Consider the following 16,536-nt stretch of genomic DNA (forward strand, 5'->3'; position numbering starts at 1 on the left):
CTGCGCGACCGCGTGCGCGTGAAGGAGGGCCGCTCGGTGGATCCGACGGCTGCGATCGTGGACTCGCAGTCGGTCGGCCGCCGACTTCTCCGGCCGCCCGCACACGACGTGACGGTGCATGCCTGCCGGACGACGCTCAACGCGCCCACGCCCCACGCGCCTTCACGGACGTCAGGCGTCCGGACCGGGAGCGCCGGCCACGCCGACACACGCCTCGTTCCCCTCGGGATCGGCCAGCACCCAGTGCGACGGCGCAGCGGCGTCGCTCACCAGCCGGCCGCCCGCCCCGAGCGCCGCGGCGATCCGCGCCTCGGCCCGGTCGTACGGCACCCAGACGTCGACGTGAAGCCGGTTGCGCTGCGGGCGCGGCGCGTCCATGCGCTGGAAGTAGAACTGCGCCCCGCGGCGGTGCGGGTCGATCAGGTCCTCGCCGCTGTCGGCGCGGTCCCGGTAGCCGAGCAGCGCCCGCCAGAAGGGCATCACGTCCGGGCCGACGAGGGCGTCGACGGTGATCTGAACGCCCTGCAGGGCGGACGGGTCGGCCGGGACGTCCAGGCTGCGCGCCACGGCGGAGATCTGTCGGGCGAGCTCGACGTGCCGCTCGGTGAGCCCGTAGTAGTCGTCCGTGATCGTGACGAGCCGTACGGTCACGCCCTCGTGCCGCAGGTCGATGTCCGGGCGCCCGCTCCCCACGCCCGGCACCTCGCTGATCGCCTGCACCAGTCGGGCGCCGGCGGTGAACGAGCCGGTGCGGAAGTACGCGCACGCGCCCTCGCCCAGCACCCGCCAGTCCTCCAGTCCGGCGGTCGTGTGGAACTGCGCCGGCCGGATGCGGCGGATCTCGCCCTCTCCTGCTTGAGTCATGCGCTCAACGTAGTGCCGGGGTCCGACAACTCCCCTCGCCCGTCCGTGCTCTCCCGCCGCGTGGGCCGGGGGCGTGGTCCACGCGGCGGGGCGGCCCTAGGGGTGCGGGCCGGTCACTGGGCCGGTCACTTGGCCGGGCACTGCTGCCAGGCCATGTGGTAGACGGTGCTGAGGTCGCCGTCGGTCGAGTCCATCGTCATGAAGCTGACCTTGCTCGGCGAGGACGAGCCCGCGTTGACCCGGAGCTCGGTGTTGATGTTGAAGTTGCGCTGGACTCCGCAGGGGGCCCAGACGAGTTGGGCCCAGTCGGTGGTGTCGGTGGCCTGCCAGTTGTCGTTGTAGGAACCGGAGAAGTTGTGGTTCTTGAACACCGTCTGCGACGACCCCTGGAAGTAGTACGAGGCCCGCTGCACGGCGCTCGCGCCCGACTGGAGTGAGGCGTAGCCGCGGTAGTCCGCCTTGGCGATGGCGTAGGTGAAGCCCGAGGGGACGTGGACGATCAGGTTGAGCTGGCAGTTCTTGCGGAAGGCCGTGGGGTTGGAGCCCCCGCCGACCTGGGCGAGGTAGTCGCTGTAGGTCACGGTGAAGGCGGTGTTGTCCTCGGACACGGCGACGGCGGCCGTGCCCGCGGGACAGCCGGAGCCGTTCACCGTGGCGACGTCGATGACGATCCTGTCCGGCGGCGGGTTGTCGAACACGGGAGACGAGTGGTGCGCGGGCACCGCCGCGGTGATCAGCGCGGCGACCGCGCCGCCCAGAAGCAGTCCATTTGCCATGGTGACTCTCCTTGGTTCAACGGAAAACCTGTGGAGTTCCTGTGAAGAACTGGGGGGGCGATCGCATCGTAGGAATGCCACTGAGGCGCGGCCAGGTAGAACTCCGGCCATTCACCCAGTCCCGTTCACACCCCTACCGCGACGCCTGAACAAGCCGCGAGACAACGGGAGTTGACCGTTGCGCCCTCCGGCTTCGGGCAGCCCCGCCACCGCTCAGGGGTTCTCCCAGGCCGCCGGCTCCGCCGCCAGCTCCTTCACCGGGACCGGCAGCGCGTCGGCGGCGATGTCGGCGATCGTGACGCCCTCCAGAATCCGTCGCACATTGGCCCGCAGCGCGATCCACAGCGGCAGCAGCGGCTGCGCGGACCCCGTGTACGACAGCCCCGTCGGGCGTTCGCCGCGCACGGACACGATCGGGCCGTCCACCGCCCGGATGACGTCCGCGACGGTGATCGCCGCCGGGTCGCGGGCCAGCCGGTAGCCCCCGCCGCCGCCGCGCCGACTGTCGACGATCCCGCCGCGCCGCAGGTCGCCGAGGATCCCCTCGAGGAACTTGTGCGGGATGTCCTGCTCGGCGGCGATCGCCTCCGCCTTCACCGGGTCGCCGCCTTGCCGCACGGCGAGCTCCAGCACCGCCCGCACCGCGTAGTCCGCTCTTGCCGAGATCCTCATGCCTCCATTGTGGGGTCAGCGGCCGGACCCGCCCGCCGCCGACCCCGTCCCGGCTGCGAGCGGGGCTACGCCAGCCGGATCACGTTCCACGACAGGGGCTCCAGCGTCGCCGTCAGCCTGCCGTCCGTCAGCGCGGTGCCCTCCGCCGGGTGCGGGGCGACCCGCTCGGGGTCGGCGAGGGTGTTGCGGGCGTCCGGGTCGGCGTCCGCGAGCACGCTGTGCTCGACGACCGACGTCAGCTCCAGCCCGTGCAGGGCGACCTGGAGCGGCAGCGCGTCGGTGCGGCTGCGGTTCACGGCGAAGACGGTGACCGTGCCGTCCTCGGCGCGGACCGCGGTGGCGTGCAGCAGGTCCGTCGTGCCGTGCTTGCGCGTCTCGTACGTCGGCGAGTCCACCCGCACGTCGAGGACGGCGCCGCGGCCGTACCGGGACGTCTGCGCGAACGGGAAGAACGTGGTCTGCCGCCAGGCCGGGCCGCCCGGCTCGGTGAGGATCGGCGCGATCACGTTGACGAGCTGGGCGAGACAGGCGACCGTCACCCGGTCGGCGTGGCGCAGCAGCGCGATGAGGAGCGAGCCGAAGACGACGGCGTCGGTGACGCTGTAGTTGTCCTCCAGCTGGCGCGGGGCCTCCGGCCAGTCCCCCTGCTCGATGCCCTTCGCCTGCTCCTCCCACTCGCGCAGGTACCAGACGTTCCACTCGTCGAAGGAGAGGTTGATCCGCTTCTTCGACTTGAGCCGCGCGCCGATGTGGTCGGCGGTCGCGACGACGTTGTCGATGAACGACTCCATGTCGACGGCGGAGGCGAGGAAGGAGTCGACGTCGCCGTCCTCGGGCCAGTAGTAGGCGTGCAGGGAGATGTAGTCGACGAGGTCGTACGTCTCGGCGAGGACCGTCGCCTCCCATTCGGCGAACGTCGGCATGGACTGACTGGAGGAGCCGCAGGCGACGAGCTCGACGCCGGGGTCCATCTGGCGCATGGCGCGGGCGGTCTCGGCGGCGACGCGGCCGTACTCCTCGGCCGTCTTGTGGCCGGTCTGCCAGGGGCCGTCCATCTCGTTGCCCAGGCACCACAGTCTGATCCCGAACGGCTCCTTGTCGCCGTGGGCGACGCGCAGGTCGGAGAGGGCCGTGCCGGAGGGGTGGTTGGCGTACTCCTGGAGCTCCAGGGCCTCGGCGACGCCGCGCGTGCCGAGGTTGACCGCCATCATCGGCTCGGCCTGCGGGCCGATCTTCCGGAGGAAGCCGATGTACTCGGAGAGGCCGAAGCGGTTCGTCTCCGTCGCGTGCCAGGCCAGGTCGAGGCGGCGGGGCCGCTCCGCGGCCGGGCCGACGGAGTCCTCCCACTTGTAGCCGGAGACGAAGTTGCCGCCGGGGTAGCGCACGGCGGTGACGCCGAGTTCGCGGACCAGGTCCAGCACGTCGGTGCGCAGGCCCTCGGCGTCCGCGCTGGGGTGGCCGGGTTCGTAGAGGCCGGTGTAGACGCAGCGGCCCAGGTGTTCCACGAAGCTGCCGAAGAGACGGGGGTCGACCTCTCCGACGGTGAAGGCGGGGTCGAGGGTGAAGCGGGCGGTGCTCATCTTGGCCTTTCGGGTTATGTCTCCCCCAGCCCTGACGCCCCGGGCGGCCGGCCCTCCCCGGACCCTCCTCCGTCGCGTCGCGGCCTGGTGGGGCCGGTGGGCCGCGCGGTTCGACATGCCGGATCGTGATCGCTGCTCCGAACGGACCGTAGATTCGAAGCGGGCGCTCGTCAATGCCTTCGGCCCGACTTCTGACAGCGCTTTCTGTCCTTGAGCGTGCAACGACTTCTCGTGACGCGGACACAACCAGCCGCGTAGTCTCGGACCGGCCGTCGCCGGGCGGCCGGAAGGGGGAGCCGATGGACGTCGCGGGCGCGCGCGGGAGGGCGTCCCGGATCGCCTCGGCGCTGCGGCGCGCGAGGACCGGCCCGGCCATGCGCAAGCTGACCGGCGACCTCTCCGCCGCACTGCGGGCGCGCGCCGACCGGCCCGACGGGGTACGGGAGTTGTGCCGGGCCCTGTGCGAGGAACTGTCCGCGCGGCGCGGCGGACGGCCGGTGGAGGTGCGCTTCGAGCGGTTCCCCGACGAGATCGGCGTGACCGGGCTCTGGGTCGAGTTCCAGGACTTCGACCTGGTCATCGTCGAGGAACGGGCCGAGGCCGTCCAGCAGTTGGTCATCCTCGGCCATGAACTGTGGCATCTGCACGCCGGGCACCGGCACCACCATCACGGCCTCGGCACGGTCGCCGCCGGCGTCCTGGCCGACCGCTCCGGCTGGGAGTCCGCCGCCCTGGCCTTCGCCGCCCGCGACGGCTCCCGGGAGGACGACGAGGCCGAGGCCGACGACTTCGGCCACCGGCTGGCGGCCCGCTTCCGGCGTCGCCTCGCCGACTCCGGTCCGGCCGCCGCCCGGGACGCCGCGGACACCGCCGCGGTCCAGCGGACCCTCGGCTACCGCGGACGCAGGGGGACCCTGCGATGAGCCACGGGCTGTACATCTCCTTCTGGCTGCCCACGGCGGTGCTGGGGGCCGCCCTCGCCATCAAGCTGCCCAGCATCGTCAAGCTCTGGCGGGATCCGCTGCTGCGCGCGGTCGGCGGCCTGCTCGTCTTCGGCTGCGCGGTGTTCGTCTTCGCGGCCCCGAAGACCATCGCCTGGACCAACCGGGTCACCGGCGTGCCGAACATCGCCGCGCCCTGGGTGTACTCGCTGCTCACCGCGCTGTCCGCGTCCTGGCTGCTGCTGATCATCGCCTGGCGCAACGGCCGCACCGAGCGCTCGGCCCAGACCCGGCGGACGACCCGCCTGGTGGTCTGCGTCTACGCGGCGGTGGTGGTCGCGCTGTGGGTGCTGTTCGCGCTCGCGGACGTGCCCGTGGAGCGGATCCGGGACCTGGACACGTACTACGCCAACACGCCCTTCATGCGCGAGGAGATCCTGCTCTACCTGGTCGCGCACACCGTGGCCTGCTCGGTCACGGCCCGCCTGGTGTGGAACTGGAGCCGCACCGACGGCCTCGACGCGTGGCTGCGCTGGGGACTGCGCTTCCTGGGAGCCGGCTATGTGACGAACCTGCTGTTCAGCGCGGCCAAGCTGACGGCCGTCGGCGCGCGTTGGACCGGGCACGACCTGGACTGGCTGAACACCGGCATCGCGCCCTCGGCGGCGTGCGTCGCCGCCACGCTCGTCGCGATCGGCTTCATCGTGCCGCACGCCGGCCAGTACCTCCAGGAGCGTTGGCGGGTGCGCCGCCGCCACCGGAGCCTGCAGCCGCTGTCCCGGCTGATGCGGACCGTGACCGGCGGCCGGGAGCCGTTCGACCTGCGCGCCACCCCGGAACTGCGGCTGATCCGCCGTGAGACGTTCATCCGCGACGCCCTCCTCCCGCTGGCCCGCCGGCTGGACGACGATCTGCGCGCCCGGGCCTACGTCGCCGCCGTCGACCTCGGCGTCGAACACGGCCGGGCCCAGGCCCTGGCGGCCGCCGTGGCGCTGCTGGACGCCGTGGAAGCGCGGGAGGGCGCGCACCGCCCGGCGGCCCCCGAGGCGACGCGGCCCCCGCAGCGCGACGGCGGGGCCGCCTCCCCGGCTGCCGCCGCTCCCCCGGCTCCGCGTGCCGCGTCCCCCGCCGCCGCGGCCACGTCCCCCGCGTCCGTCGCCGCTGCCTCTCCCGCCCCTTCCACCGCCTTCCCCTCCGGGCCGGACGCCACGTATCTCCTGCGCGAGATCCAGGCCGTGTCCCGGGCCCTGCGCCACCCCGACGACATCCAGGCGGTCCGCGCCCGCGCGGCCGCCCCGGCAGAGAGCATCGCCACGCATGACTGAACCCTCCAACCCCGCCAGAACCGCCGTAGTCCTGGGGGGATCCCATGCGGGCATGCTCGCGGCACGCGCCCTGACCGGCCTCGCCGACCGGGTCGTCGTCATCGAGCGGGACGTGCTGCCGGACGGCCCCGCGCCCCGCAGGGGACTGCCCCAGGCCCGGCACGCCCACATGCTGTGGTCGGGCGGGGTGCGGGCGGTGGAGGAGCTGCTGCCGGACGTCACCGGGGCGCTCCGGGCGGCAGGGGCGCGCCGCGCGCCGGTCACGACGGACATGGTGGTCCTCGGCCCGCGCGGCTGGTTCCGCCGCTGGCCCGAGTCGCACCACGTGATCCTGGCCGGCCGCGACCTCCTGGACGCGACGGTCCGGGCCCGGGTGCTGGCCGACGAGCGGGTCGAGCTGTGCGCGGGGGCCGAGGTGTCGGGGCTGGTGGGGGACGCGGGCGCGGTCACCGGCGTGCGGGTGCGCGAGGGCGGCGCGGAGCGCGTCGTCGAGGCGGGTCTGGTCGTCGACGCCAGCGGGCGGGGGTCGCGGGCGGCGGGCTGGCTGGCGGAGCTCGGCCTGCCGGCCGTGGAACGCCGCGAGGTGGACTCCGGGCTGGCGTACGCCAGCCGGCTGTACCTCGCGCCCGAGCCGGCCCGCTCCGGGTACCCGATCGTCAACGTGCAGCCCGACCCGCGGGACGCCGGACCCGGCCGCGCCGGGTTCCTGCTGCCGATCGAGGACGGCCGCTGGATCGTCACCCTCAACGGCACCCGGGGCGGCGAACCCTCCCCCCACAGCGACGACTTCGTCCGCTTCGCCCGCGAGGAGCTGCGCCACCCCGTCATCGGGCAGCTCCTCGAACAGGCCGAGCCGCTGTCCGACGTGGCGTACACCCGCTCCACCGTCAACCGTCGCCATTTCTACGAGCGGATGGCGGCCTGGCCCGACAACTTCGTCGTCCTCGGCGACGCCCTCGCCGCGTACAACCCGCTCTACGGGCACGGCCTCGCGGTCGCCGCCCAGAGCGCGGTGCGGCTGCGCGACGCCGTCCGGCGGCACGGGTGGGCCACGGCCGGGCTGTCCCGGCGCGCGCAGAAGGCGGTGGCCCGGCCCGTCGCGACCGCCTGGGACCTCGCCGTCGGCCAGGACGTGTTCTACCCCGGCGCGACCGAGACCGGACCCACGCGGCGCGACCGGCTCGTGGCCGCGTACGTGGGCCGGCTGATGCTCACCGCCACCGGCAACGGCCGCATGGCCCGCCGGGTGACGGACGTGACGTCCCTGGAACGCGGCCCGCAGGTCCTGCTGACCCCCTCCATGCTCGCCTCGGCCGCCGTCGGCCCCCTGCGCCCGCCCCTGTCCGGCCCGCCGCTGACGGTGGACGAGCGCAGACGGGCCGGCCTGCAGTAGACGGGCGGACCCTCCCCTCCCCCGCCCCGGCGGGGAAGGGGAGGACCGGCCGACGGCGGGACCGGCGGGCGTCCCCGAACGCAGGCGGGCGTCGGTCGGCGGGCGTCGGTCGGTCGGCGTCGGTCGGTAAGGGTCGGCGCGCGTCGGTCAGCCGGCGAAGGCCGGTTGGGGCAGGCCCTTGCCGGCGTTCGGCAGCACCAGGAGGGAGCCCGCCGTCGGGTGCGGCGCGTCGAGGCCCACGCGGGCCGTGGTGACGTACAGATCCGTGAGGTCGGGGCCGCCGAAGGCGCAGGCGGTGATCCGCGGGGTGGGCAGGTCGATCTGCCGGTCGAGGACGCCCTCGGGGGTGTAGCGGCGTACCGCGGCCCCGTCCCACAGCGCCACCCACACGCAGCCGTCGGCGTCGACGGTGAGGCCGTCGGGGAACCCGGCCCCCTCCTCGATCGCCACGAAGCAACGGCGGCCGCCGACCCGCCCGTCCGCCGAGAAGTCGAAGACGTCGATGCGGCGCGTCGGCGAGTCGACGTAGTACATGAGCGTGCCGTCCGGACTCCACCCCGTCCCGTTGCTCACCGCCACGTCGTCGAGGACCACCTCGGCCGCCCCGTCGCCGGTGAGGCGGCACAGGGCGCCGCCGCCGGGGGCCTCGTCGTAGCGCATGGAGCCGGCCCACAGGGAGCCGTCGGGGGCGACGGCCGCGTCGTTGCCGCGGCGGCCCGGGACGGGGTCGTGGCGCAGCCAGCGGAAGCCGCCGTCCGGGTCGAGGAGGCCCACGCCGTCCCGGAGGTTGAGGACCAGGCCGCCCCCCGCCCGGGGCTTGACCGCGCCCACGTGCTGGTGGGCGGTGCGGACCGTGCGGCGGCCGGTGGCGGGGTCGTAGGCGTGCAGCCGGCTGCCCAGGATGTCGATCCAGAGCAGTCGGCCGGCGACCGGGTCCCAGGTCGGGCCCTCGCCGAGGATCGCTCCGGCCCGCACGGCCACCTCGTACCGCGTGGTCATCCGGCGCTCCGGTGGCCGAGCAGCTCGGACAGGTCCCCGGCTCCCTTCAGGGCGAGCGCTTCCAGGTCCGCGCGGCGCTCCTCGCTCCAGCGGATCATGGGGACGGAGATGGACAGGGCGGCGACGACCTGTCCCGTGCGGTCGCGCACCGGCGCGGCCACGCAGCTGACGTCCGGATTGGACTCGCGGTTCTCGACCGCGACGCCCCGCTCCCGGATCTCGGCCAGGGCCTCCCGCAGCGCCTTCGGCTCGGTGATGCTGTTCGGGGTCATCCGCACGAGTTCGGCGTCGTCGGGGATGCGCGCGATGAGCTCCTGTTCGGGGAGCGAGGCCAGCAGCATCTTGCCGACGGAGGTGCAGTGGGCGGGCAGGCGGCGGCCGGCAGCCGACACCATCCGGACCGCGTGCGTGGAGTCGACCTTCGCGATGTAGATGACGTCGGCCCCTTCCAGGATCGCCACGTGCACCGTCTCGTCACACGTTTCGGCGACGGTGCGGGCGACCTGCTGACCCTCTGCGGCGAGGTCCAGCTGCTCGGCGTACCGGCTGCCGAGCTGGTAGGGGCGTACCCCGAGACGGTATCGTCCGGGTTGTCCGGGGACGGGCACGATGTACGCCCGCGCGGAGAGCGTGGTCACGAGTTCGTGCACCGTGGTGCGCGGAAGCTGGAGCTTGCGCACGATGTCGGGGGCGGAGAGCGAACCGTCCCCGTCCAGGAAGAGCTCGAGAATGTCGAGAGCTCGGGTCACGGCAGGTACGAGGCGTCCCACGACGGGCCCCCTCTCTTGGTCTGTGGTCTGAATGCCCGCGTTCGAGATATCAACAGGCGATCGGCATGACGAACACAGGCTGTCATAAGGTGTTGCGGCGGGCAATGGTCGTGAGTCGTGCGGTGGGCCAGGATGGGGAGATGCCGACCCAGAAACGCCTCGCGGGCTCGTTCACGCCGCTCGACTTCCAACTGGTCCTGCTGCGCCGCATGGCCGACCACAACCCGGATCTGGTGGAGAACGCCCGCCACGAACTGGGCGTTTCCCTCACACAGATGAGGGAGGCCAACAAGCGTTGGCAGGCGATGGTCCACTCCCCGCACGCACGGGGCTCGCTCTCCCGGCATCGCTCGGTCCTCGGCGAACCCGAGTCGAGAACCGCCCGGCGCGTCGGCGACGTCGACTGCGAGGCGTGGCTGTGGCCGATCCCGCTCTGGCCCGACCTGCGCTTCGAGGTGCTGCTCGCCCCGAACGGCTCGGTCTGGAACGAGTGGCTGGTCCGCGCCCCGGGGGCACGGCCGCCGTTCCTGCAGTCCCTGGCCGACCTCACCCCCTGGTCCTGCACGGTCGACGAGGCCGCCCACGCCTTCTCCCCGGCCCGCCCGCTCGAAGGCACCGCCCCCGCCCGCTGGGGACTGGCCTTCTCCGCGCCGGACGGTCGGGGAGCCCGGCGGGAGGTCGTCGCCGAGTTCACCTGGGGGCTGCTCCAGCGGACGGCCGTCAGGGAGTGACGGCCGGCCGACGGCTCACCGACCCCTCACGACGACTCGCCTACCGGTCACGACGGATCACGGACCGGCCACGACGGCTCACCGGCTCCGCGCACCGTCCGCGGCCGCCCCGGCAGCGCCCAGGATCCCCGCGACGACGTGCGGCACGGACTGCGGGTGCAGGAACAGGAAGAGGTTCGGCTCGACCAGCTCCAGCTCCATCACCCGCGGCTCCCCGTCGTCGCCGTCCACCAGGTCGACGCGGGCGTAGAGCAGTTCGGGCGCGTCCGGCACGGCGGCCAGGGCGCGCTCGGCGACGGACAGCTCGGCCGGGGACGGCGTCCAGGGCTCCAGACCGGGGTGGGCGATCTTGTCCGCGTCGAAGGCGGCGCCGACGGCGAGGACGGCCCGCTTGCGGCTCGCGTGCAGAAGACGGCCGCCGAAGAACTGCAGGGCGCGTTCGCCGCCGGCGTCGATGCCGCGCACATACGGCTGCACCATCGCCGTCAGCCCCTCCGCGTGCATCCGCGCCAGGTGACGGACGGCCGTCTCGTGGTCGTCGGGCGTGTAGCGGGCGGCGTAGCGCGCGCCGGCCCCGGAGGCGGGCTTGATCACGTACTCCTCGCCGCCCGGCAGCTCGGCCGGCTCGCCGGGCGCGAAGTAGCGCGTGGGCACGGTCGGCACCCCGGCCGCCGCCAGCTCCCCCAGATACCGCTTGTCGGCGTTCCAGCCGACCACGTCGGCCGGGTTGGCCAGCCGGGCGACGGCCGCGACCTTCCGCGTCCAGGCCGCGAACTCGTCCGCCCGCCAGCTGTAGTCCCAGGTGGAGCGGATGACGACGAGGTCGTAGGCCGCCCAGTCCACGTCCGCGTCGTCCCAGAAGACGCCGTCGGCCTCCGCGCCGGCCTCTCGCAGCGCGCTCAGCAGCACCGGGAAGTCGGCGTCCTTGCTCGGCTCCGGCCGGGGGTCGTAGGTGACGAGCGCGATTCGGGCCACGACGGACTCCCTGTTCGTACGACTGTCCGAGCACCGGAAGGCTAACAAGCGGTCGCGGCGCGGTGGAACGGGCGGCACGGGGAGGTGCGGGCGCGACGCGTGGGGTAGGAAGCTGCTTGTCGCCCTGTCGCCCGCCTCAGCCGTGCAAGGAGTCCGTCCCGTGTCGCCTCTCTTCCCCGCACTCACGAACGATCCGTCCGGCCGCCCCGCCCTGCGGTTCGGTGAGCGTTCCCTGTCCTACGCGGAGCTCGCCGGCGCGGCCCGTGCCGTCGGCGGACGCGTGCGGGAGGCGACGGGCGTCCACCCGCGGGCGGGAGGCGGAGAGCGGGGAAGGGTCGCCGTGTGGGCCACGCCCGCCCTGGAGACCGCGGTGGCCGTGGTGGGCGCGCTGCTCGCCGGGGCGGCCGCCGTGCCGCTCAACCCCAGGTCGGGCGAGAAGGAGCTCGGGCACATCCTGTCCGACAGCGCGCCCAGCGCGGTGCTGGCGGCTCCGGGCGACGAACTGCCCGATCCGTTGCGGGCGTTGCCGCGGATCGACGTCGACGTGGACGAGCGCGGCGGCGCGGGTCCGGCGGCGGACGGCGAACCGCTGGACGGCGGGGCGTGGGGCGGCGGGGCGTGGGGCGAGCCGTCGGACGACGAGGAGGCTGCCCTCGTCGTGTACACCTCCGGCACCACCGGGCCCCCCAAGGGCGCGGTCATCCCGCGCCGGGCGATCGCCACGACGCTGGACGCGCTCGCCGACGCCTGGCAGTGGACCGGCGAGGACGTCCTCGTGCACGGGCTGCCGCTGTTCCATGTGCACGGGCTGGTGCTGGGCGTCCTCGGGCCGCTGCGCCGGGGCGGTTCGGTGCGGCATCTGGGGCGCTTCGACACCGAGGGCGTCGCACGGGAGCTGACCGACGGCGCGACCATGCTGTTCGGGGTGCCGACGATGTACCACCGCATCGCCGAGGCCCTGCCGTCCGACCCGGGCCTCGCCGAGGCGCTCGCGGGGGCGCGGCTGCTGGTGTCCGGTTCGGCCGCGCTGCCCGTGCACGACCACGAGCGGATCGCGGCGGCCACCGGACGGCGGGTGATCGAGCGGTACGGCATGACGGAGACGCTGATGAACACCTCCGTACGGGCCGACGGCGAGGCCCGGGCAGGGGCCGTCGGGGTGCCGCTGCCGGGGGTGGAGCTGCGGCTCGTCGAGGACGACGGGTCGGTCGTCGAGGCGTACGACGGGGAGAGCGTCGGCGAGATCCAGGTACGCGGGCCGAACCTCTTCACCGCGTATCTGAACCGGCCGGACGCGACCGCCGCCGCCTTCACCGCCGACGGCTGGTTCCGCACCGGCGACGTGGCCGTCCGCGACCCCGACGGATATGTGCGGATCGTCGGGCGCAAGGCGACCGATCTCATCAAGAGCGGCGGCTACAAGATCGGCGCCGGCGAGATCGAGAACGTCCTGCTGGAACATCCAGGGGTGCGGGAGGCCGCCGTCACCGGGGAGCCGGACGCGGACCTCGGCGAGCGGGTCGTCGCCTGGGTGGTGCCCGCCGATCCGCAGTCGCCGCCCGGTGAGCGCGAGTTGGCCGACCATGTCGCCCGTCGCCTCGCCCCGCACAAGCGGCCCCGCACGGTCCGCTATCTGGACGCCCTGCCCCGCAACGACATGGGGAAGATCATGAAGCGGGCGCTGCCGGCATGACGGCGCAGCGAGCGGGCGCACGGGAGTTCATCGCCCTGGTCGCCGACGATTTCCACGAACTCCCGCACGTGGAAAGGGAGTCCGCGCCGGACGGGCCGATCGGCTGGCCCGGCTACGACGCCTCGCGCGAGCGTGCCCACCGGCGCACCGGCGAGTCCGAGTCCGTGGTCTGCGGGGTCGCCCGCGTCAAGGGCGTCCGGGCCGTGCTGATCTCCTTCGAGTTCGGCTTCCTCGGCGGCTCGCTGGGCGAGCGCACCGGCGACCGCCTGGTCGCGGCGTACGCACACGCCCGCGAACACCGGCTGCCGGTCGTGTCGTTGATCGCCACCGGCGGCAGCAGGATGCAGGAGGGCATGCTCGCCCTCACCCAACTCCAGCGGGTGGCACACGAGTCGGCGCTCACCCGGGAGGCCGGGCTGGCGCAGATCGCGGTCCTGCGGGATCCGACGACCGGCGGCGGCTGGGCCACCCTGGGCGCGGGCGCCGACGTGGTGCTGGCGCTGCCGGGCGCACAGGTCGGCTTCGCCGGATCACGGGTGCGGCCGCCGGACGCCGACCCGGCCGCCTACACGGCGGAGGCGCAGCTCGCGGCGGGGGCGGCGGACGCGGTGGTGCCCGCGACGGAGCTGCGGGACGTGCTGGGACGCTGGCTGCGCCTCCTGACCGGCGGGACGGCCGCGGCGGGGGAGCCACCGGCGGAAGCCGCGACCCCCGGCGGGCCTTTCGCGCCCGAGGCGGCAACGGCCCGGTCCGCGGCGCATCCGCACAGCCGCCCGGAGGGAACGGCGCACACCGCCGCCCCGCCCGCAGCCACGCCCCGCCCGCAGCCCCCCGCCGAACCCGCGCAGACCGGCCCCGCCGCCCCGCACACCCGTCCGGAGGGAACCGGCCGCATACCGGCCCCGGTCGAGCCCGCTCCCGTGCCGGGCGCCCTCGGGGCGACGGATCTGCCGCCCACCGGCCGGGACGCGGTGCGGCGGGCCCGGGCGCCGGAACGGCCGCGCGCGCAGGCCTACCTGGACGCCTACTTCACCGACCGGCTCGCCGTCCGCGGCGACCGGTGCGGCGGCGCCGACCCGGAGGGGATGCTGTGCGGCTTCGGCCTGCACCAGGGCCGTACGATCGCCTACGCGGCGCAGACCGGCGCGGCGACCCGGCCCGCCGGCTACCGCACGGCCGCCCGGCTGATCCGGCTCGCCGGCCGGCTCGGCATCCCGGTGCTGACCCTGGTGGACACGCCGGGCGCGGCCAACGACGCGGAGGCGGAGCGGCAGGGCGCCGGCGCGGCGATCGCGGACCTGTTCGGCGCGGTCGCCGCCGCCCGCACGCCGCTCACCACGCTGGTGATCGGCGAGGGCGGTTCCGGCGGCGCGCTGGCGCTGGCCGCGCCCGGGCGCACCTGGGCGACCCCGGACAGCTATTTCTCCGTCATCGCGCCCGAGTCGGCGGCCGCGATCCTGAAGCGGCCCCCGCAGGAGGCGGACGCGACGGCCGACCAACTACGGCTGAGGCCGCAGGATTTGGCGGACCTAGGGGTGATCCGCACCGAACAGGCACACGGAACGCAGGACAATCGCGCGCACCGTCCGTGACAATGAGGACGCGCAGCGCCGCGGTACAGGAGAGGCGGATGCGCGGAACGCGGAGCAGGGAAGGGGTTGCGGGGGACACCGTGGACGGACTGGTGGAGTTCAGGACCGACGACGGCGCCGTGGTCGCCGTGGAGGCGGGCGCGGAGGGGCGGCCCGGTTCCCGGCTGGTGGCCCGCGGCGACGGGACGGTGCAGGCGGCCCGCACCTTCGAGGGCGCCCTGGAGGGCGTGCGCGCGGCCGCCGAGTCCGCGCTGCGGGTGTTCCGGGACGGGACGCTGCAACCCGACGGCGTCGAGATCGAGTTCGGCGTGAAACTGTCGGCGGAGACGGGCGCGATCATCGCCAAGGGCACGGCGGAGGGACATCTCGTCGTGAAACTGACCTGGTCGCCCTCCTCCGGCTCATGAACAGCGCCGAATGGCACGCCCGGATCGAGTGCGGCGGCCGGGTGGCCGGCGCGGGCTTCCTCGTCACCCCGCACAAGGTGCTGACCTGCGCCCATGTGGTGGACGGGGCCGCGCCGGACGCCCTGTCGGTGACGTTCACCGAGCTGCCCGGCGCGCCCGCCGTGCCGGCCCGGGTGGTCGCCGACGGCGGCTGGGGCGGCGGCGCGACCGATCTCGGCGACCTCGCCGTCCTCGAGCTGGCCCACGAGGCGCCGACCGCGCCGGCCGCGCTGGCCCCCGAGGGGGCGGCCCACGCCCACCGGGCCGACCGGCCCCGCAAGCTCGTCGTCTACGGCTTCCCGGTCGGCTTCGACGAGGGCACCCTCGCCGAGTACCGCGTCACCGCGAGCCAGTTGATCTCCCGCGAGTGGATCCAGCTGGAGGCCTGGCAGCCCGGCGGCCGGCCGCTCGAGCCGGGGTTCAGCGGGGCCGCCGTCACGCTGGCCGACACCGGCGAGGTGGTCGGCATGGTCACCGCCGCCTCCGGGGACCGCGGCGCGCACCACGGGCGGATGATGCCCACCGACGTCATGGCCCGTTACTGGCCCGCGCTGGAGGGCCTGGTCCCCACCTCCGACCACAGGACCGCGGACCGCGCCCGGCTGCGCGCCCTCGTCGAGCGCGCCGTCCGCGCGGGCCTGGACGACGATCCCCGGCGACGCGTGCGGCTGTACGAGGCCGCCAGGGGCCCGCTGGACCCGGACGCGCCCGACGAGGGGTTCGACTCGCTGTGGTCGGCGGCCCTGTTCGTGCTGTGCGAGATCGACGGCGACGACGCGGCCGCCACCGTGGCCCGTTTCACCGGCCATGTGGAGTCCGTGTTCCGGTCGCCCGCCGAGTCCGCCGAGCCGCTCGTCGAGGCGCCCGTCCCGCCGGACTGGTCGCCGATCCTCGTCGACCTCCAGCACAGCGGCGCGGGCGACGGGCATGTGCGCGTCGAGGTGTCCGCCTACAGCGGCGGCCGTCGGCACCCGGTGGGCTCCGACACCGTCCCGCAGGCCGGGGTGCGCGCCTACGTGCAGGACCGGATCGAGGCGGCGTTCCGGTATCTGACGCCCGGCTGCGACGAGTTGCTCGCGTTCGCGCTGCCCCGCGACTGGATCGACCTGCCCGTCGACCGGTGGGCGAGCGCTCCCGACGACGACACCCCGCTCGGGTGCGTGTACCCGCTCGTCGTCACCGACCAGACGCGCCGCCGGGCGAGCGTCCGGCACCAGCTGACGCGCGCCTGGAACCGGCTCGACTCGGCGGCCGGCGCACGTCTGCACCGGGTCGAGTGCGGCGGTCCCGAGGAGCCCCGCCGGCTGCGGATGCGGCTGCGTCAGGACGACGCCTGTCTGGCCGGCTTCGCCACGGCGCCGGCCGCGTCCCGCACCCGCCCCCACTTCGACACCACGCTCAACGCGCCCGCCCCGATCGTCGTCTGGTCCCGCGAGGGCTGCGACGCCGGGCCGGACGAGTCCTGCGTCGGCGGCGACGGATGCCCGGGCAAGTCCTTCCTGGACGAGCTCGACAGCTGTGTGTCCGACGTCCCGCCCGCCGAACTCCCGCGCCGGGTCCTCGCGTTGCGTGAGGAGGCCGACGCGGAGGACGGCCACTGGGCGCACGACATCCAGCTGCTCTGGGACGACCCGCGCGTCTTCACCGACCCGCACGCCGGCGCACCGGCGCACACCCGCTCCCCGGTGACCTGAACCGCCCCGCCCCCGCCCCGCCGTCCCCGGCCTGCCCAGCCCAGCCCGCCCGCGTCACGCCGAGTCACGCCGAGTTTCGGAGAAC

15 protein-coding genes are annotated in these 16,536 nt (G+C 74.5%); 8 read left to right on the forward strand and 7 right to left on the reverse strand.

Going from position 1 to position 16,536, the window contains the following annotated elements; translation table 11 throughout:
• Nucleotides 1-171 precede the first annotated feature (171 nt).
• The 4 genes from ABT300_RS18565 to arfA form a co-directional block, all read right to left on the reverse strand.
• Nucleotides 172-864, reverse strand: a complete 693-nt coding sequence (locus ABT300_RS18565) for a 4a-hydroxytetrahydrobiopterin dehydratase (RefSeq protein ID WP_351676694.1) — start codon at nt 862-864, stop codon at nt 172-174.
• A gap of 125 nt (nt 865-989) precedes the next feature.
• Entirely contained in the window at nt 990-1,640 is a 651-nt protein-coding gene (locus ABT300_RS18570) for a DUF4360 domain-containing protein (protein ID WP_351676696.1), read from the reverse strand.
• Between the two features lie 213 nt (nt 1,641-1,853).
• Complete coding sequence (locus ABT300_RS18575) at nt 1,854-2,312, reverse strand: RrF2 family transcriptional regulator (protein WP_319282407.1); 459 nt, start codon at nt 2,310-2,312, stop codon at nt 1,854-1,856.
• A 65-nt stretch (nt 2,313-2,377) separates the two neighbouring features.
• Complete coding sequence (gene arfA / locus ABT300_RS18580; protein ID WP_351676698.1) at nt 2,378-3,892, reverse strand: arabinosylfuranosidase ArfA; 1,515 nt, start codon at nt 3,890-3,892, stop codon at nt 2,378-2,380.
• A gap of 299 nt (nt 3,893-4,191) precedes the next feature.
• Here arfA and ABT300_RS18585 point away from each other — a divergent pair, with 299 nt between their 5' ends.
• The 3 genes from ABT300_RS18585 to ABT300_RS18595 are packed head-to-tail and all read left to right on the forward strand — an operon-like array spanning nt 4,192 to nt 7,551.
• Nucleotides 4,192-4,815 carry a toxin-antitoxin system, toxin component family protein gene (locus ABT300_RS18585; protein WP_351676700.1) on the forward strand — a complete coding sequence of 208 codons (624 nt, stop codon included), beginning with the start codon at nt 4,192-4,194 and terminating at the stop codon, nt 4,813-4,815.
• Nucleotides 4,812-6,158, forward strand: a complete 1,347-nt coding sequence (locus ABT300_RS18590; protein ID WP_351676702.1) for an MAB_1171c family putative transporter — start codon at nt 4,812-4,814, stop codon at nt 6,156-6,158. Before ABT300_RS18585 ends, ABT300_RS18590 begins: the two co-directional genes overlap by 4 nt.
• Nucleotides 6,151-7,551: an NAD(P)/FAD-dependent oxidoreductase gene (locus ABT300_RS18595; protein WP_351676704.1), complete on the forward strand. Its 1,401-nt coding sequence runs from the start codon at nt 6,151-6,153 to the stop codon at nt 7,549-7,551. Before ABT300_RS18590 ends, ABT300_RS18595 begins: the two co-directional genes overlap by 8 nt.
• 147 nt (nt 7,552-7,698) lie before the next feature.
• Here ABT300_RS18595 and ABT300_RS18600 read toward each other — a convergent pair whose 3' ends face one another.
• Nucleotides 7,699-8,550, reverse strand: a complete 852-nt coding sequence (locus tag ABT300_RS18600; protein ID WP_351676706.1) for an SMP-30/gluconolactonase/LRE family protein — start codon at nt 8,548-8,550, stop codon at nt 7,699-7,701.
• The gene (locus ABT300_RS18605) at nt 8,547-9,320 is read right to left on the reverse strand and encodes an IclR family transcriptional regulator (RefSeq protein ID WP_351676708.1); all 774 of its coding nucleotides are present in this window, start codon (nt 9,318-9,320) and stop codon (nt 8,547-8,549) included. Before ABT300_RS18605 ends, ABT300_RS18600 begins: the two co-directional genes overlap by 4 nt.
• 140 nt (nt 9,321-9,460) lie before the next feature.
• On the opposite strand from ABT300_RS18605, the gene ABT300_RS18610 reads away from it, so the two are divergent.
• A complete protein-coding gene (locus tag ABT300_RS18610; RefSeq protein ID WP_351676710.1) occupies nt 9,461-10,051 on the forward strand; it encodes a hypothetical protein in 591 nt (196 codons plus the stop codon).
• A 78-nt stretch (nt 10,052-10,129) separates the two neighbouring features.
• Here ABT300_RS18610 and ABT300_RS18615 read toward each other — a convergent pair whose 3' ends face one another.
• Nucleotides 10,130-11,026, reverse strand: a complete 897-nt coding sequence (locus ABT300_RS18615; RefSeq protein WP_351676712.1) for an ATP-grasp domain-containing protein — start codon at nt 11,024-11,026, stop codon at nt 10,130-10,132.
• 160 nt (nt 11,027-11,186) lie between these two features.
• Here ABT300_RS18615 and ABT300_RS18620 point away from each other — a divergent pair, with 160 nt between their 5' ends.
• From ABT300_RS18620 to ABT300_RS18635, 4 genes are all read left to right on the forward strand, one after another.
• On the forward strand, nt 11,187-12,719 hold the full coding sequence (locus ABT300_RS18620; protein WP_351676714.1) for an acyl-CoA synthetase: 1,533 nt from the start codon (nt 11,187-11,189) through the stop codon (nt 12,717-12,719).
• Complete coding sequence (locus tag ABT300_RS18625) at nt 12,716-14,311, forward strand: carboxyl transferase domain-containing protein (RefSeq protein WP_351676716.1); 1,596 nt, start codon at nt 12,716-12,718, stop codon at nt 14,309-14,311. The genes ABT300_RS18620 and ABT300_RS18625 overlap by 4 nt, the downstream gene beginning before the upstream one ends.
• Nucleotides 14,312-14,391: 80 nt before the next feature.
• Nucleotides 14,392-14,718: a CU044_2847 family protein gene (locus tag ABT300_RS18630; RefSeq protein ID WP_319281301.1), complete on the forward strand. Its 327-nt coding sequence runs from the start codon at nt 14,392-14,394 to the stop codon at nt 14,716-14,718.
• The gene (locus tag ABT300_RS18635) at nt 14,715-16,451 is read left to right on the forward strand and encodes a VMAP-C domain-containing protein (RefSeq protein WP_351676718.1); all 1,737 of its coding nucleotides are present in this window, start codon (nt 14,715-14,717) and stop codon (nt 16,449-16,451) included. The genes ABT300_RS18630 and ABT300_RS18635 overlap by 4 nt, the downstream gene beginning before the upstream one ends.
• The last annotated feature ends 85 nt before the right edge of the window (nt 16,452-16,536 follow it).

This window comes from Streptomyces sp. NPDC001027 (assembly GCF_040299045.1).
Taxonomy (GTDB): Bacteria; Actinomycetota; Actinomycetes; order Streptomycetales; family Streptomycetaceae; genus Streptomyces.

Excerpts from the sequence above, each read along its gene's own strand:
- ABT300_RS18570 (WP_351676696.1), bottom strand. The coding sequence starts at position 1,640 with ATGGCAAATGGACTGCTTCTGGGCGGCGCGGTCGCCGCGCTGATCACC.
- ABT300_RS18635 (WP_351676718.1), top strand. The coding sequence starts at position 14,715 with ATGAACAGCGCCGAATGGCACGCCCGGATCGAGTGCGGCGGCCGGGTG.
- ABT300_RS18565 (WP_351676694.1), bottom strand. The coding sequence starts at position 864 with ATGACTCAAGCAGGAGAGGGCGAGATCCGCCGCATCCGGCCGGCGCAG.
- ABT300_RS18595 (WP_351676704.1), top strand. The coding sequence starts at position 6,151 with ATGACTGAACCCTCCAACCCCGCCAGAACCGCCGTAGTCCTGGGGGGA.
- ABT300_RS18610 (WP_351676710.1), top strand. The coding sequence starts at position 9,461 with ATGCCGACCCAGAAACGCCTCGCGGGCTCGTTCACGCCGCTCGACTTC.
- ABT300_RS18590 (WP_351676702.1), top strand. The coding sequence starts at position 4,812 with ATGAGCCACGGGCTGTACATCTCCTTCTGGCTGCCCACGGCGGTGCTG.
- ABT300_RS18575 (WP_319282407.1), bottom strand. The coding sequence starts at position 2,312 with ATGAGGATCTCGGCAAGAGCGGACTACGCGGTGCGGGCGGTGCTGGAG.
- ABT300_RS18625 (WP_351676716.1), top strand. The coding sequence starts at position 12,716 with ATGACGGCGCAGCGAGCGGGCGCACGGGAGTTCATCGCCCTGGTCGCC.
- arfA (WP_351676698.1), bottom strand. The coding sequence starts at position 3,892 with ATGAGCACCGCCCGCTTCACCCTCGACCCCGCCTTCACCGTCGGAGAG.
- ABT300_RS18600 (WP_351676706.1), bottom strand. The coding sequence starts at position 8,550 with ATGACCACGCGGTACGAGGTGGCCGTGCGGGCCGGAGCGATCCTCGGC.
- ABT300_RS18585 (WP_351676700.1), top strand. The coding sequence starts at position 4,192 with ATGGACGTCGCGGGCGCGCGCGGGAGGGCGTCCCGGATCGCCTCGGCG.